This window comes from Streptomyces sp. NPDC056883 (genome assembly GCF_042788835.1).
Classification (GTDB): Bacteria; Actinomycetota; Actinomycetes; order Streptomycetales; family Streptomycetaceae; genus Streptomyces; species Streptomyces stoeckheimensis.
Map to the genome: position 1 here is coordinate 20,221 of NZ_JBHUBS010000001.1, position 15,118 is coordinate 35,338.

The window sequence follows — 15,118 nt, forward strand, 5'->3', positions numbered from 1 at the left end:
GGATGCTGACCTTTTGCTGACTTCACTGACGAGTAGTTAGATGTTCGGAGGGGGCGCTCGGGCGGCTCTCCGGGCCGAGGGCGATTGCATGGAGGGGCTTGGTCGCGGGCCCGTCGGCTGCACGGTCTGCCCACGGTCCCTACCCTCCGGCACCGGCACGGCGCTCGAGCGTCCTCGGCGGGACGCGACCATCTGGAGAGCAACTGGCCGTGTGTACAGGCATGTTGCACCGCACTCCCGGCTCGCTGTTTGAGCTCCGTCGGACGGGCCGGACGGGAAGGGATTGCGAATCCGAATGCGGTGCGCATCCGATGGAGGTTTCGAGGTGGGAAACGTGTCGCGTCTGCCCGGTCGAGCCGAACACCACTGGTTGTGGCAGGAGGGGGCCGCTTGCCGTGAACTGGGCTCGCGCTGAAAGTCGCCGAGCCGTTCGGTATCTGGGGCGGTCTCACCGAGCGTGAGAGGCGCCGGCTCCGTACCGAGGAAGCCGAGCGGTCGGCTTTGCCATCCACCGCTTGACCTTCGCCGACCGCGGGGGCGTCCCCCGGCGCGCGGCGCACTCCATGGCCGCGCCCGACTCCATGGTCTCAGCAGCAGCGAGCGCATCGCGCAGCAGCCCGGAGTCGCGTACCTCGGGGGTTGTCGCCGTCCTCGTCGCGCTCGTGACCTGCGGGCCGGTCACCGCACTGGCCGTGCTCCTCATGGTCCTGGCGGTGCAACAGCTCGAAGGACGCGTCCTCCAGCCGTTCATCCTCAGCCGCGCCGTCCGCGTCCACCCGCTGGCGGTCACCCTCTCCGTCGCGGCCGGCGGCCGGCGTCGCCGGCGCGGTGATCGCCGTACCCCTCGTCGCGGTCACCACTACGAATCCGGGCCCCATCACGCGGGGTGAGGCGTTCCGCGCTCCCTTGTTCTTCTGGTCCGTCCGCGGCAGAGCGGTCGACCGGATGGTGACGGGTGTGGCTGCGATGCCGTGCAGGAATACCAACAGCAGCACGGTGAAGGTCACTACCGCCCACAACTCACTCGCGGAAGCGGCGAATTCCGCCGCGCCCAAGGTGTACGCGAGGTAGAAGAACGAACCGATGCCCCGGATGCCAAAGAACGCGATGGCAGCCCGCTCCTTGCCCTTTGCCTTGCCCAGGCGTGCATGACAGCCGTGGAGGAGCTCGGCCAGCCAGTACCCGTGAAGGTCGCGGCCAGCGCGACGACGATCGACCCGCCCAACCCGAGGGTGATCACACGGGCATGGGCGAGGGGCGCGAGGGTACCCGAGTGGCATGCACGGACATCATGCGCGTCCCACGAGCACCTTGTTCCGTACGACTCCGGAAGCCGAGGGGCCCCCGGCAGGAGCGGGCCGGCACTCGGCCGGGGGAGGGATGCTCCGGCGGCTGCGCCGCCGGATCCTCGCGTACCAGCACATCGACCTGCTCTCCTCGCACATCCCCGGCGACACCGGAACCGGGGATGAGGCCCTGCTCCTCGTCCACGTCCGCAAGGTAGTCGGCGAGGTCCACTACAGGATGTGCCGCCCGTGTGCCGAAGCGGTGATCACCGCCGTCGACATCGACGCCTTCTTCCTCGGTACCGGCTTGGACACCCGGGCCGTGTCCCACCTACAAGCCCGCCATCCCGGCCTGGTCTGGCACAGCACCATGAACCTGCGCGGCACCCGCGACCTCCTGCGCCGCTCGCGCATCCTCGACGGCGACAGCCGGTGCAGCCATCTGCGGACACCGGAAGCCCAGGAGCAACCGGCCCTTTGACCGCTTGCGCTGCGCGGCCGATGGCGGCGCAGCGCAAGCACCCTGCCTCTGACCCATCAGATCGGCACAGCGCTCACGTACGGACCGGGAGGCGGCGGCAATCGGCTGGCTGTCACAGCCGGCCGTTGCGGTGGAAGGCGCGGTGGAGCAGTCCCGACGCGGCCGGTGTGGTCGACGCGGGACGAGGAGAAGACCTGGTCCTCCAGTCGGTTGCGCGCGGTGCGCACGCAGCCGGCGGCGTCACCGTAGGCGTCGACGGCAACGTCCAGCACGGTGGGTAGAACGGCCCAGGGCCCCAAGCGGAGCATGTCCGGGCCGGCGCCGAGCCGTCGTGCGGCCTCGAAACAGGGGTCGACGGGTCCCTGCCGCACGGTGAGGACGAAGCGGGGTCCTGCGAACGGCATCATCTCGCCGGTCTCGACAGCCCCGTCGTGCTTCGAACCGCGAAGTTCATGCGCGGGGCCGTCAGGTCACTGCCCCTGACAGCCATCGACGTTCCTGCCTCACGTGAACACGCCTGCCACGCCTACGGGCCGCCGGGCGCCCGCTCCGGGCGAGGTGCCCGGGACGGGCGCACTACGACAACCACTCGGGTCGGTGTGGCGGCCGGCGCTCGACCGGATCGGGCCTGCTCGTCAGGCCGCTTCGGCGGCGAACATCGTGAGCTGATGTTCCAGGCCGGGGGAGCGTTCCGGATTCCTTCCGGCTGGCCACCGGATTCCGGTGAAATTCCGTACGTTCACGGAACTGTCACGCGCTACGGCACGTAGCAAAATGCACTCATCCGCAGGTCAGAGCATCAGCAGGGCCCTGACCTGCTCAGGCCGCTTCGGCGGCGAACATCCAATGATGCTTCTCCAACTCGCCGGTCAGGGCGATCAGGAGGTCCTGGGTCACCGGGTCGGGCTGGTCGGTGGCCGCGATGCGCTCCCGCATCCGCGTGATCACGGTGCTGAGGGCGTCGACGAGGATGCGTACGGCATCCACGTCCCTGACCCAGCCCTCCGGTACGCCGGTGATCGCACTGGCCGACGCCACTGTGGAGGCCCGGCCGTCAGGGGTGATCCCGAGGGCCGCGGCGCGCTCGGCGACGACATCAGAGTGGGTGCGTGCCGCGGTGACGACCTCGTCGAGCTGGAGGTGCACGGAACGGAAGCGGGGGCCGACCACGTTCCAGTGGACCTGCTTCGCGACGAGCGACAGGTCGACCAGGTCCACGAGGGCCCCCTGTAGCGCATCGCCGACGATCTTGAGGTCAGATTCCGGGAGGGCGTTCTTGACTACGGACACGGCTGTGTCTCCGTTCCTCGGCGTAGATGGATTCGAACTCACTGCCATCTACCCGGTGATCTTTGGGTGAACCTGTCCGTTAGGCCATCTGGGTAGGGCCTTAAGGCCGCTGGACCGGTGTCTGAGGGCCGGGTCGATGTCCGGTTCCCGGGATCGCCCCACCGCGCTTTCCGCTCCGCCAGTCGTGCCGACGATTCCTCGCCCGGAGCCGTCATGCGGAGGCATATCGCACCGACCGCGGGCTCGGTTCGGTCAGTGCTCCGAGGTTTTGCCGGACACCAGCCGGGAGGCGTCGATCTCGGCCCAGACGGCCTTGCCGTGCTCGAGCAGTTGGGCGCCCCACCGGTCGGCCAGACGATCGACTACGTAGAGCCCGTGGCCGCCAGGGATGCCGTGTCGCGGAGCCTGCCGGCGGGTGGGCAGGGTCGTGGTGCCATCGCGGACCTCGATGTGAAGGGAGTCCCCGGCCGTGAGGACGAGTTCCCGGCAGCCGCCTCCGTGCAGCGACGCGTTCGTCAGCAGCTCGGAGACCAGGAGCAGGGTGTCCTCGGACGTCTCGGTTCCGGCCCAGCCCCAGTCGCTCAGAGCGCGGCGCGTGAAATCGCGGCCCTTGGACACGGCCCCGGCAACGCCCGCCAGCGCGAGCCGACGGCGCTGTCCCTTGACGGAAGGGCCGGCACTCACTGGATCGCCCACCTCTGACGTCTTGGTCTGCACTGTGGCTCCGTCCCCGTGATCGCCCATGGCCGGCGTCCCCTGCATTGCACGCGTGCACTGTGGTGGCCGGCGTACCGCGCGCGTCCGAACGGGGCCGGGCCATGGAGTGTGCCGAGCACGGTCGTGGCAGTGCAGAAGACCCTGGTCCACGGGTGCCGGGTGCCGGGTGCCCGTACCGTCGGAAGGTGGCGGGGCGCCTACACCGAGAGCATGCCTGCGCGGAGCCGGACCAGGGTTCGGGACAAGAGGCGGGAGACTTGCATCTGCGAGATGCCCAACGCCACTCCGATCTCGGCCTGGGTCTTCTCCTGGCCGAAGCGCATTTGAAGGATGTGGCGGTCGCGCTCGTCCAACTGATCCAGCAGCGGGGCGAGCGTGTGAAAGTCCTCGAAGAGTTCCATTGCCGGATCGACGCCGCCGACCCGCTCCGCCAGCGGCCGGGAACTCCGGTTCGGGGAAGACTGGGCTTCGTCGTCCGCGCTCCCCATGTCGAGCGAGCCGCTCGTGTAGCCGTTCGCGGCCACTAGCCCGTCGATGACCTCCTCCTCGGACAGCTCGAGGTGCCCGGCGATCTCCTTGACCGTCGGCGCCCGGCCGAGGACGTCGGTGAGGGCCTCCTGCGCCTTGGCCAGCTCCACCCGCAGTTCCTGCAGGCGGCGCGGAACGTGCACCGACCAGGTGCTGTCGCGGAAGTAGCGCTTGATCTCCCCAATGATGAAGGGGATGGCGAGCGTCGAGAATTCGACCTCCCGCTCCAGGTCGTACCGGTCGATGGCCTTGATCAGGCCGATCGTGCCCACCTGGATGATGTCGTCCATGTCGAGACCGCCGCCCTGCACGCGATTGCGAAAGCGCCGCGCGGCGAACTGGACGAGCGAGAGGTTCATTTCGATCAAGGTGTTGCGCGCGTACTGGTACTCGCGGGTCCCTTCCTCCAGGCTCTGCAGCCGCCGGAAGAAGTGCCGCGAAAGCTCACGTGCGTCGGTGGGCGCCATCTCACGGGGGTTCTCCACCCGGAGCGGTTCCAGGTCCGGTGCGGGTGCTATCGGGGTGCTTGGCCGGTCACACGCGGGCGCTTGGGTGTCGGTCGCACGAGCAGGTTCTACGGTGGCCGAGCGGGGCATGGCGGCCGCTCCCTCCCAATTGACTGACGGGTTTCCGGGCCCGCCTGCCCTCGTTCTCGATTCGTACACTCACATCATGCAGATTTTTTCGGTGCGGATCCGGACGGCCTGCTGACTCCCGGGGAGGGGACGCGCAGCCTTGGACACGCTCCGCGTCGTCGACGGCGTGGAGGCGGAAAGCTCCACGGTGACGCTGCAGGCCTTGCGCGGGTGTCCCGGGGTGACCGATGTCCGTCACGGTGGCCCGGGGCGGCCTCGGTCGTCTTCGGGCCGGGCGCGGTTCTCGTACGGCCGGCCGAGCCGTAGGCCGAGCATGTCGAGGAGCGCGGACAGGTCGCCGGGGCTCGTGGCATGAGACGCGATCACCTCGTACGCAGGCTCGTGCGCGCCGATGACGCCCGTAGGGGTGCCCCCGCGTCGGGGCCGGATCGAGGCGGGCACTCCGGAACCGCTCGGTCGGTCAGGGCGCGATCGGCGCCGGGAGGCGGAGGTGCAGACGGTTACGGGGCCTGAGGCATGGCGGCGTACTCGGAGTGCGGCCATGGTAAGGGCCTCCGTCAGGAAGTGCGGACCGAGCGAGGACCGCTGCAGCAGCGAACCGACGGAGAACCGCCTGGCGTTGCGGCGCCGGTCTGTCATGAGGCCCTCCCCGTCGTCCCGTTCCCTTCCTGACCGGTGGCATCCGGATCTTCGAGGTCGCCCCGGGCACCCTCGCTCCGCCGCTCGACGCCCGTCAACGTCGCCCAGCTGATGGCGAGTACAGCGATCGCACGAACGACTCGGTGATTGAACATGCGACCCTCCTACCCCGATCGCGTGGGCTAACCGTCCGGCACCGGTCCGCGCGAACCCGCACGCCCAGGTGGTCAGTCCAGCCGGATGGCGAGCAGACAGGTGTCGTCCTCATGGGTTTCCGGTGTGTACGCGGCCATGATGCGGTCGAGTGCCTCCTGGGCGGTGAGGCCCTCGCACGCCTCCAGTTCCACGAGGAGGGCGTCGATGCCCGTGGTGATGTCCTCCCCGCGTCGTTCGACCATGCCGTCGGTGTAGAGCAGCAGGAGGTCGCTGGGCCGGAGCGCCAGGGTCGCCGTGGCGTACTCGTGCCCGGGCAGCATGCCGAACAGCGGGCCGCGGTGGCCGGTGTCGAGGGCCGTCGCCCGGCCGTCGCGCAGCAGGAGCGGTGCCAGATGGCCCGCGCAAGCCCAGCGGAAGTCCCGCTGGGCGTCGACGTGTCCGATGATCCCGGTCGCGGTCTGGGCTGCCGGGTCGCCGCACAGGAGCTCGTTGAGCCAGGTGGTGAGCTGGCCGGCGTGGGTTCCCGGAGCGTGAGCGAGGCCGGCCAGGGCGTGGCGCTGCTGCGCCATCCGCGCGACGGCGCCCAGGCCGTGTCCGCAGGCGTCCCCGATGGCGAGCAGGCCCCGGCCGTCGGGCAGCAGCCGGCACTTGTACCAGTCTCCGCCGACGGCGGCCTCTGATTCCGCGGGAACGTAAGCGGCTGCGACGGACAGCCCGAGCCCGGCGAGCTCGGCCGAGTGGGTGGGCATCAAGGCCTCCCTCAGCACCGAGGCCACCCGCCGCTCGGCGGCCGCTTCCTCGCGCAGCTGCTCCGACTGGCGCCGGGTCGCCGCGAGCCGTTGCCTGCTGCGGACCTGAGCCGTCAGGTCGCGGGCGATGAGGTGCACCGACCACACGAGCCCGTCCGTGGAGAGGACGGGACGGCCCACCAGGTGCAGGGTCCGGATCTCGCCGAACACGCTGAAGCGGACCTCGACCCCGGGAGGCTCCTCCCCGTCGAGCAGACCCGTCAGCAACTTCCCGAAGTGGGGTACGTCCTCCAGCAGAACGGCATCGCAGAGATCCGGCAGCGACAGGGGCCGCGCCGCGTCGGTGCGGAAGAGCGAGCACAGGCCCTCGGACCAGACGGTCTCGCCCGACAGCAGGTCCCAGGTGCCCCAGCCCATGGACGCGATGTACTGGGCGTCGCGCGACAGGAGCTCCGCACGGTTGTGGGCGGGCCGCCAGGTCGCCAGGACGTTGTCCCCGCAGGAGGCGGCCTCGTAGAGCAACTGCGTGCGGTGCAGGCCTTCCCCGCGGCGCTCGGTGTAGTCCACCGCCAGCGCCTTCAGGGCGCGCCCGGAGCGGAGCACTCCGGCCAGCGCGTCGACCAGGCCGCCGGCGGCGGCTCCCGGCTGGACGTCCCGCAGTGTGCTGCCCACGTGGCGGTCGGGTGACTCCAGCCACCGGGCCGGACGGACGTGGTTCCCCGCCCGCACGGTGAAGTCCACGGTCCGGCCGGCGTCGTCGCGGACGGGCACGAGCAGTGCCGCGGAAACCGGGATGGCGGGCAGCGTGGCGCACACGCATGCCCACGGATCGTGGCCCTCCGGCTCGTCGCCGCAGGAGTGCCCCGGGCCGTCGCCCCCGCCGCAGGCGCACGCTTGCGGCGGACCGTCCGCCGGAGCGGACGTGGGCCTTCCCTCGTCCGGCCGCACGCCCGCGGCGCTGACGACGGCCTTGCGCAGGGCCGCGACCTCACGCGCGAGGAGTTCCTTCAGCGAACCCGGGTCCTGCGGGATCAGAGGCGACAACGTTCCTCACAAGGAAGCGGAGAGAAAACAGGGATGTTCTAGGACCTTGTCACTGTTCGCCTCCATCGGCCGCCCGAGAACCGAAGGACGGACAGCCGCAGAGCCGGTTCCCCGACGACCGCAGGGCGTCGCGGGCGCGGCCGATGCCTCGCTGTTGCGACTACCCGGCCTTGGTCACACCACGCGCCCGGCTCGTCGGACGGGTCCCTCTCGGGCCGCTGCCCGGTGCCTTCGCGGCATCGGACTGCAGGAGTCGCAGGACCGCGCGCTCGACGGCACCGTGAGTGGCAGGCCGGCCGAACGTGCCGTCCTTGCCCAGCTTTCCGAGGGCGTCCGCGATGGTCCGGCCGTCTTCGTAGAGCTCGATGAGGCGGGGGTGGATGTAGGAGGCCCGGCACACGGCGGGTGTGTTGCCCAGGTAGTCGCTGACCTCGCGCACAGCGCGCGCCACTACTTTGCCGCGACGGGCGCTGGACTCGTCCGCGGTGCTTTCGGAGACGGCCAGCGCGACCGCGGCCAGCACGGTGGCGTACCAGGTCCTGAAGTCCTTCGCCGTCACGTCTTGCCCCGAGCAGTCCCGCAGGTAGGCGTTGAGGTCCGCGGCGTGGACGTCGTGCCAGGTTCCGTGCTCCCAGTAGGCGAAGAGCCTCGGGCTCCCGTCCTTGCGCCGTAGCAGAGCCCGGACCACTGAGTGGGCCCGCTCGTCCACCATCGCGCGGGCGACGTCCTTGCCCGACTTGGCGGGGAAGTGAAGCCTGATTTCGCCCTTCCGGCAGGTGGCGTGCTCCCGCAGGAGCGTGGTGAGCCCGAAGCTGCCGTTGTCGCGGGCGTAACGCTCGCCACCGATGCGGATGAATCCCAGGTCAAGGAGGCGGGTGATGCAGGCGAGCACGCGGGAGCGGGTCAGGCCGCGGCCGGTCAGGTCCCGCGCCACCTGCTTCCGTAGGCGTGGCAGCGAGCGGGCCACGTCCTGGACGTGCTCGTGCTTCGCCGCGTCCTGGTGTTCCCGGAACGCGGGGTGATACAGGTACTGGCGTCGCCCGGCGTCGTCCGTTCCCAGTGCCTGGATGTGGCCGTTCGGCCAAGGACAGATCCACACGTCCTGCCATGCCGGAGGGATCACGAGGGCTCGGAGCCGTTCCCGGTCGGCGGCAGACAGGGGCTTCCCGGCCGTGTCCAGGTAGCGGAAACCGCGGCCGTGGCGCACGCGGCGCCACCCCGGTGCTTGAGAATCGCTCGTCCGCAGGCGCACGGCAGTAGTCAGTCGGCGCCGGGATGGGCCTGGGTGCGCAACGTCCAGCCCTGCCCTTGGCAGTCGTAGGGCAGCGGGGGGAACCGGTGCCCGCGGACATCGGTGCTCTTGCTCCAGAGGTGCTCCTTGCCGCAGTCGCAGGCGTAGATTCCACTCTGGTGCACTATTTCGCCGGGTTTCCAGGTATTTGTGTCATTCATGCAGGGCGTATACCCCCGCCGACGCTGCCACACCCCAGCCGTGAGCTGAGTCCACCGCTGCCGTGTCCCCTGTGGCGCGTCGGCCCATCCGCTGTTTGCCTGGAAGGGAGACTCCCCACCGACCCGAGGACTGATCATGACCGGCGACAGCCAGCCGAGCGAGCGAGCCCAGCCGAGATTGACGTAAGAGCCCGACACAGGCCCTGCAACACTGCGAGGATCTTCCAGCGCGTACGTGCCGCCGCGCGCAGCCGGGTGACTCAGTCGCCGTTCCGGCGGAGCGGGGAGCGCATATAGGTGTCACCCGGTTGCATGCGGCCACGTTCTCCAGGAGCATCCAGAGCAGAGGGTGGGCGTATGTCCGCAAAGCTGATCGTCTACCCGCCTGACGCACAGGGCTGGCGCCGGGTCCGCTATGACGGCACCGCCATCGGAGTCGCGCACCGTCCGGCCGACATCCGCGTCTTCCTTGCCGAGGCGGGGCTTGAGAACGCCGAGGACGTGGACCTCACCGACTCCGACTTCGTGGAGTGGCGAGGTGCCGGCCCCGAGGAATGGGAACCCTCCATGTGAGGAACGGGCAGGGCCCCCTGTGCCCGCACCACCTTGTGGAGCCGCGAGGTCTCGTGCGGGCTGTCCACTCCTCGATCAGCCGCCGAAAAACCGCCAGGGCGTACCGCTTGCGTGCCGACGCGCCGCGCCTGCGGATGCCCGTCACATCGGCCGAGAAGTGCTGGAGCTGCCAGCCGACGACCAGGACACGTAGGGCCGGTCTCGCTGGCTGCCGGTGCAAGGTTGTCGGCGCCTCTTCGATGGGCGGCCTGGTGACGCCGACCAGGACCGGCAGGCCACCCCACCTCGGTGCGGCGGCCCATCGAGGTGGCCATGATCGGTCCCCGCCCCCAGGGTGCCGTGCGCACGCATGCGGCGCCACGCCGTGGGCAGCGGTGAGGGATGACGACGATGCTGGGCCCGGCGCCTGACCGACCCGCACCGGATCGAAGGGAAGAAGCCCCTGCGTGCGCCGGTGGGCTGTTTTCACCGGCTGCTGCCGGGCAGGCGCGGTCCATGAATCAGTCGAAGGCACCGGTACTCGAGGCATTGGCCGCCTATCACGCCGGCGGACACACGTCGTTCACGCCGCCGGGTCACAAGCAGGGGAAGGGCGCCGACCCCCGCGTGCGCGCGGTGCTCGGGGACGCGGTGTTCCGATCCGACGTGCTGGCCACGAGCGGGCTGGACGACCGGACGTCTTCCCACGCCGTGGTGGCCGCGGCACAGGCCCTGATGGCCGAGGCCGTCGGCGCCGACCACGCTTTCTTCTCCACCTGCGGAAGTTCCCTGTCGGTGAAGTCGGCGATGCTGTCCGTCGCAGGACCGCACGAGAAGCTGCTGGTGGGGCGTGACGCCCACAAGTCCGTCGTCTCGGGCCTGATCCTCTCGGGCATCCGGCCCGTCTGGGTCGACCCGCAATGGGACGCCGAACGCCACCTTGCGCACCCGCCGTCCGCCGAGGCCTTCGAGGCGGCCTTCGCCGAACATCCCGACGCCCGCGGAGCACTGGTGACCACGCCGACCCCGTACGGAACCTGTTCCGACCTGGCCGCCATCGCCCAGGTCTGCCACCGGCGGGGCCGCCCCCTGATCGTCGACGAGGCATGGGGCGCCCACCTGCCCTTCCACCCCGACCTGCCCACGTGGGCCATGGACGCGGGAGCCGACATCTGCGTGACCTCAGTGCACAAAATGGGCTCGGGGCTGGAGCAGAGCTCGGTCTTCCACCTCCAGGGGGACCTGGTCAAACCTGAGGTCCTCAGGAGCCGCGAGGACCTGCTCGGCACCACCAGCCCCTCCGTGCTCGTCTACGCGGCGCTGGACGGCTGGCGCCGGCAGATGGTCGAGCAGGGAAGGGTCCTCTACGACGACGCACTGGCCGTGGCGCACCAAGTCCGCGGCCGCATCTCCCGCATCGACGGCATGCGCGTGCACGGCCGCGAGGACTTCTGCGGGCCCGGCAAAGCAGCGGACATGGACCCCCTGCAGATCATCATCGACATCAGCGCATGGGAGCTCACCGGCTACAAGGCAGCCGACTGGCTACGGGAGAACCACCGGATCAACCTCCACATCGCCGACCACCGGCGCATCAGCGCCCAGCTCACCCACGCCGACGACCACACCACGGCCGAGACCCTGCTGACGGCCCTGACCGATCTGGCCGCACACGCCCCGCAGCTGCGCACCGGACAGCCGGTCGACGTCCCGCCGCCGTCCCGGCTCCGACTGGAACAAGCAGCCCTGCCCCGTGATGCCTTCTTCGGACCGACCGAACAAGTGCCCTGGGAGAAGGCGGACGGACGGATCGCCGCCGAGATGCTGACTCCCTACCCGCCGGGAATCCCGGCGGCGCTGCCGGGCGAACGCCTCACCGCCGATGTCCTGCGCTACCTGCGCTCCGGAGTCGAGGCGGGCATGGTCGTCCCCGACGCGGTCGACAGGAACGTCGCGAGCGTGCGGGTGCTGCGCGAAAGCTGATACCGGCGACGACCCCGGAAATGGGCGACGGACCGCCGCGACGCGTGGGGGAGAAGGTGCGAAGGTCCGGCCCGTATGCGGTGGTGGCTCATGATCCGGGCCCGGGCTACCGGAGCGGCCCCGTGGTCAGAGACCTTGGGCCGCCTTCTCGCGCAGCCGGGCCCATGCCCGGGTGAACGTGCCGGCTTCGGCCAGTGCGACCTTGCCCCCGCCCCGCTCCTCCGCGGGTGTCCCCACGACCAGGACCGTTCCCTCGACCGGGTCCGAGACGCTGTGCAGTGCGAGCGCGGCTCCCAGCCCGGCCGCCGCGATCAGGTTGTGTCCGCAGGCGTGTCCCAGCTCCGGCAGCGCGTCGGTACATGTCCTCGGATGGATCGTCCATGTCTCCTCCTCGCAGCTTCGCGGGCGCTCATGCTCAATCGTCCGCCGGGCACGCGCCGTTCCGCCCCTTCCTGGCGTCGAGGAAGGCCCGCCGCGAAGTCGGTCTTCGCGGCGGGCCGGTCACGCGGGGAGGCGTGGGGTCAGGCGTGGCGGTGCGAGTGCCGACCGCCGGTGACGAGGCGGTAGAGGGCCAGGAGGATGACCGAGCCGGCCACGGCAGCGATCCAGGTGGAGAGGTCGAAAAAGCCATCGATCGAGTCGACGCCGAAGATGACCTTACCGAGCCAGCCGCCGAGCAGACCGCCGGCGATGCCGATGAGCACGGTGATGATGATGCCGCCCGGGTCCCTGCCCGGCATCAAGGCCTTCGCGATGAGGCCGGCGAACAGCCCGATGAGGATCCAAGCAATGATGCCCATGAAGGTCTCCTACCTCGTTGGATGAAGTCGGTGTCAGTCCATCGTCTGTACCGTCAGGCGGCCTTCAAACGTCTGGATCGCTCATCCTCCGGATTTCGTGCCTCGGCCCGGGCCGCACCGTGTAGCGGGCGCACAGCGGGTAGAGGCACCTCTATGACGCTGTCCGGAGAACTGCTGTCCGAGTCCGCGCTGCGCGGAATGATCGGCTGGCTCGTCCACGTGATCGAGGCGGCCGGCGCGTTGATCATCTTCGTGGGCGCGGTGTGGGCCTTCGTCCGGTTCACCGTGACCGGCATCCGCAGACGGTCCCTGCTGGGCGAGTTCAACAAGATCCGGCTAAGCCTGGGCCGCTTTCTCGTCCTCGGACTGGAATTCCAGCTGGCCGGCGATGTGCTGCGTACGGCCGTCGCACCCAGTTTCACCGAGATTGGTCAGCTCGCGGCCATCGCCGCCATCCGTACCGCCTTGAACTTCTTACTCACCCGCGAGATCGCCAAGGAACGCGCGGAAATTGAGCACGAGTGGAGTGGGGCGAGCGCTGCTCGTCCCACCTGACCCGGACGCATCGGCCTTTCCAAGCCGGTTGACCTGCACCGGATGGGCATTCGAACTCGGGGGTGATCAGCTTGTCCAAGCGGGGCAGCGGCGCGGGGAAGGTGAGGACCGAGGCTGTGGCGAGGGGCCGCTACGTACGGCGCGCGGTGGCGGCACCGGGGCGGGAGCGTGATGATCTGCTGCTGAATGCCAAGTGCGTGGTGGCGGCCATGGCCGCCTGGGTCCTGGCCCGCTATCTTCTCCCGCCCACCGTCTCCACGTTCGCTCCGTTCACGGCGCTGGTGGCGCTCCAGGCGACCGTCTACCGGTCCGCGCGCGACTGTACTCAGTACCTGCTGGCCATGGTGGTGGGCGCCACGCTCGCGGCCATGCTTGCGGCTACGGTCGGCATCCACGGCTGGTCGTTCGGCCTGCTCACCCTCCTCGGCCTGTGGGCCGGCCGGGTGAGGCGGCTCGGGAAGCAGGGTGCCCAGGTGGCCATCGTGGGCTTCTTCGCCTTCTCCTCCGGGCAGGGCCGCATCGACTACGTCGGATACTTGGCGGCTGCCGTGGCCATCGGCGCTCTCTGCGGCCTCGGCGCCCATCTTGTTCTCGCCCCCGCACGGCACACCGGCCATCGCCGACAGGCCGTCGCGCGCCTTTGCACCGACATGAGCCGACGCGTCAGTGCTCTGGCCGACACCTTGGAGGCGAGTGAACCCGACGGCGCGCGCGTGCGGCAGTGGCGTCGGGACTGGCGCAGCCTGTCCGCAGACTGCCGGAACATCCAGGACAGCATCGACAGGGAGGTCGAGAACGGCCGGCTGAACCCGCGCCAGGGCGCAGCCGACGCCGACGGTGCACTGGCCCGTGCCCGCGAGGTCGCCGACACCGGGGAGCGCAGCCTGGACCATCTGCGCTCCATGACCCGAGCCGTGGATCACGCGTTGGGCACCGGAGAGATCGACAGGCTCCCTGGCTCCTTCCGTGCCGGATTCGGTTCCGTACTGCGGGCGGCCGCCCAGGCGGTGGAGGAGCTGGGCAGGGCGGACCGCACGGACATCGACCGCCTCGAGTGCTTGATCGGTGAGGCCGAAGCCGAGCTGGACCGTGTGCAGAACGAGACAGCAAGCGCCGCCCCTCGAGCGCAGACGCTGTGGGGCGCGCTGCTCACCGACGCCGGACGGCTGCTGGCGGAGCTCCGTACAGGACAGCGCGCCCTTGCCCCGGCGTCTTGATTCGGTGAAGAGGCCGCCTCCCCGCGGCGAGCCGTTCCACCTTGCTGCGGCCGGGTGTCAGAGGCGGATAGCGCCAGGTGTTTGAGAAGGAGCACTCACCGTGTGAAGACGGCTGTTGGGGCCGTCGTGTTCGGCCGCCGTGTCGTCGTTGAACCAGTAGTCCCCGGCGGCGAGGTAGCGGAAGGTGTGGGTGCTCTCGCTGGGCAGGTCGACGGAGACGGCGCGTCGGCCGTCCTTGCGGGGCGTCAGGGGATGCACGCCGGGCTGCCAGCCGTTGAAGTCACCCACCACGGAAACAGGCCCGGGCGGAGCATCGGCGGGCAGGACGAAGGTGACTCGGGTGCGGTCCTTGCGCGGGATCTGCTCCAGCACGGGGCGGGCTCCTGGCGATAGCAGGGGAGGCGGGGGTACGAGACCATCGTCGGTGCCGCGTGCCCCAGACGCACCTCCATCACGACACGACGTCGCACGCCTGGCCCAGACTGCAGCCCTTTGTGGCCGATAGGACGCAGCTCGTCCGAGTTCGCGAGGGACGGGGTCAGTGCTTGGCGCTGGGGACGGCGAGCGGCTCGGCGGGGGCCTTCTTCTTGGCGCTCTCCATCTCTTCGCCGAGTTCGCTGAGGCGGTTGCGGCCCATGGCCTTGCGGACCTCGGGGAACCACTCCTTCTCCTCCTCCTCGACGTGGTGGCGGACGTTCTCCATGAGGACGGTCATCTTGGCGTCGAACCGCTCGTCCTTCGGGTCGAGATCCTTGAGCTCGGACAGCATCCACACCACCACGTGGTGCTCCTCGACGCTTTCGAGGACGTGGTCCTTCGTGTCGGGCGCGGCCTCCCGGGCGGCCGGGTAGAAGATCTTCTCCTCGATCCACGTGTGAAGAACCGGACAGCCCGGCCGGGCTGCCCTGACGCCGTGTACCCGATCCGGAAGCATGCAGACCTGCCGGGGGGACGGGGTTGGACCGAACGCGTGAGGCGCATACGCCGACTGCTATGAGCGAGGGGCGGAAGGGGGCTTCGGGCTCACTCCAGCTCACCGGTCCAAGCCCGGCGCTCGCCAACGCCGGCCTGGT

General features: G+C 69.9%; 15 protein-coding genes and 2 pseudogenes. 7 read left to right on the forward strand and 10 right to left on the reverse strand.

Annotation, left to right across the window (positions count from 1 at the left end; genetic code table 11):
- The first annotated feature begins 435 nt into the window (after positions 1–435).
- From ACFRU2_RS00110 to ACFRU2_RS00120, 3 genes and pseudogenes are all read left to right on the forward strand, one after another.
- A complete protein-coding gene (locus tag ACFRU2_RS00110; RefSeq protein ID WP_382967775.1) occupies positions 436–519 on the forward strand; it encodes a hypothetical protein in 84 nt (27 codons plus the stop codon).
- A 113-nt stretch (positions 520–632) separates the two neighbouring features.
- Positions 633–1,071: pseudogene (locus ACFRU2_RS00115) on the forward strand (AI-2E family transporter); the annotation flags it as partial.
- A 309-nt stretch (positions 1,072–1,380) separates the two neighbouring features.
- A complete protein-coding gene (locus ACFRU2_RS00120; protein ID WP_382966301.1) occupies positions 1,381–1,767 on the forward strand; it encodes a hypothetical protein in 387 nt (128 codons plus the stop codon).
- Between the two features lie 819 nt (positions 1,768–2,586).
- Here ACFRU2_RS00120 and ACFRU2_RS00125 read toward each other — a convergent pair.
- The 6 genes from ACFRU2_RS00125 to ACFRU2_RS00150 all read right to left on the reverse strand — a co-directional run bounded on the left by ACFRU2_RS00125 (position 2,587) and on the right by ACFRU2_RS00150 (position 8,938).
- Entirely contained in the window at positions 2,587–3,057 is a 471-nt protein-coding gene (locus tag ACFRU2_RS00125) for a Dps family protein (RefSeq protein WP_382966302.1), read from the reverse strand.
- A 252-nt stretch (positions 3,058–3,309) separates the two neighbouring features.
- Entirely contained in the window at positions 3,310–3,741 is a 432-nt protein-coding gene (locus tag ACFRU2_RS00130) for an ATP-binding protein (RefSeq protein ID WP_382966303.1), read from the reverse strand.
- 230 nt (positions 3,742–3,971) lie between these two features.
- Positions 3,972–4,769, reverse strand: coding sequence for a SigB/SigF/SigG family RNA polymerase sigma factor (locus ACFRU2_RS00135; RefSeq protein WP_382966304.1), 798 nt, complete (start codon positions 4,767–4,769; stop codon positions 3,972–3,974).
- A gap of 995 nt (positions 4,770–5,764) precedes the next feature.
- Positions 5,765–7,486: a PP2C family protein-serine/threonine phosphatase gene (locus ACFRU2_RS00140; RefSeq protein ID WP_382966305.1), complete on the reverse strand. Its 1,722-nt coding sequence runs from the start codon at positions 7,484–7,486 to the stop codon at positions 5,765–5,767.
- Between the two features lie 160 nt (positions 7,487–7,646).
- A complete protein-coding gene (locus ACFRU2_RS00145) occupies positions 7,647–8,738 on the reverse strand; it encodes a DNA topoisomerase IB (RefSeq protein ID WP_382966306.1) in 1,092 nt (363 codons plus the stop codon).
- 8 nt (positions 8,739–8,746) lie between these two features.
- The gene (locus ACFRU2_RS00150; RefSeq protein WP_382966307.1) at positions 8,747–8,938 is read right to left on the reverse strand and encodes a hypothetical protein; all 192 of its coding nucleotides are present in this window, start codon (positions 8,936–8,938) and stop codon (positions 8,747–8,749) included.
- Between the two features lie 357 nt (positions 8,939–9,295).
- On the opposite strand from ACFRU2_RS00150, the gene ACFRU2_RS00155 reads away from it, so the two are divergent.
- Positions 9,296–9,511, forward strand: a complete 216-nt coding sequence (locus ACFRU2_RS00155; RefSeq protein WP_382966308.1) for a hypothetical protein — start codon at positions 9,296–9,298, stop codon at positions 9,509–9,511.
- Positions 9,512–10,006: 495 nt separating this feature from the next.
- Entirely contained in the window at positions 10,007–11,473 is a 1,467-nt protein-coding gene (locus ACFRU2_RS00160) for an aminotransferase class I/II-fold pyridoxal phosphate-dependent enzyme (protein ID WP_382966309.1), read from the forward strand.
- Between the two features lie 174 nt (positions 11,474–11,647).
- Here the strand turns inward: ACFRU2_RS00160 and ACFRU2_RS00165 are convergent.
- Positions 11,648–11,827: pseudogene (locus tag ACFRU2_RS00165) on the reverse strand (M20/M25/M40 family metallo-hydrolase); the annotation flags it as partial.
- A 167-nt stretch (positions 11,828–11,994) separates the two neighbouring features.
- Positions 11,995–12,273: a GlsB/YeaQ/YmgE family stress response membrane protein gene (locus ACFRU2_RS00170; protein WP_382966310.1), complete on the reverse strand. Its 279-nt coding sequence runs from the start codon at positions 12,271–12,273 to the stop codon at positions 11,995–11,997.
- A 159-nt stretch (positions 12,274–12,432) separates the two neighbouring features.
- Here ACFRU2_RS00170 and ACFRU2_RS00175 point away from each other — a divergent pair, with 159 nt between their 5' ends.
- A complete protein-coding gene (locus tag ACFRU2_RS00175) occupies positions 12,433–12,828 on the forward strand; it encodes a DUF1622 domain-containing protein (protein ID WP_382967777.1) in 396 nt (131 codons plus the stop codon).
- A gap of 116 nt (positions 12,829–12,944) precedes the next feature.
- Positions 12,945–14,045 (forward strand): aromatic acid exporter family protein, encoded by a 1,101-nt coding sequence (locus ACFRU2_RS00180; protein WP_382966311.1) that lies wholly within the window; start codon positions 12,945–12,947, stop codon positions 14,043–14,045.
- Between the two features lie 57 nt (positions 14,046–14,102).
- Here ACFRU2_RS00180 and ACFRU2_RS00185 read toward each other — a convergent pair whose 3' ends face one another.
- On the reverse strand, positions 14,103–14,417 hold the full coding sequence (locus tag ACFRU2_RS00185; protein WP_382966312.1) for an isoamylase early set domain-containing protein: 315 nt from the start codon (positions 14,415–14,417) through the stop codon (positions 14,103–14,105).
- Positions 14,418–14,583: 166 nt separating this feature from the next.
- Positions 14,584–14,979, reverse strand: a complete 396-nt coding sequence (locus tag ACFRU2_RS00190) for a hemerythrin domain-containing protein (protein ID WP_382966313.1) — start codon at positions 14,977–14,979, stop codon at positions 14,584–14,586.
- Positions 14,980–15,118: the final 139 nt, after the last annotated feature.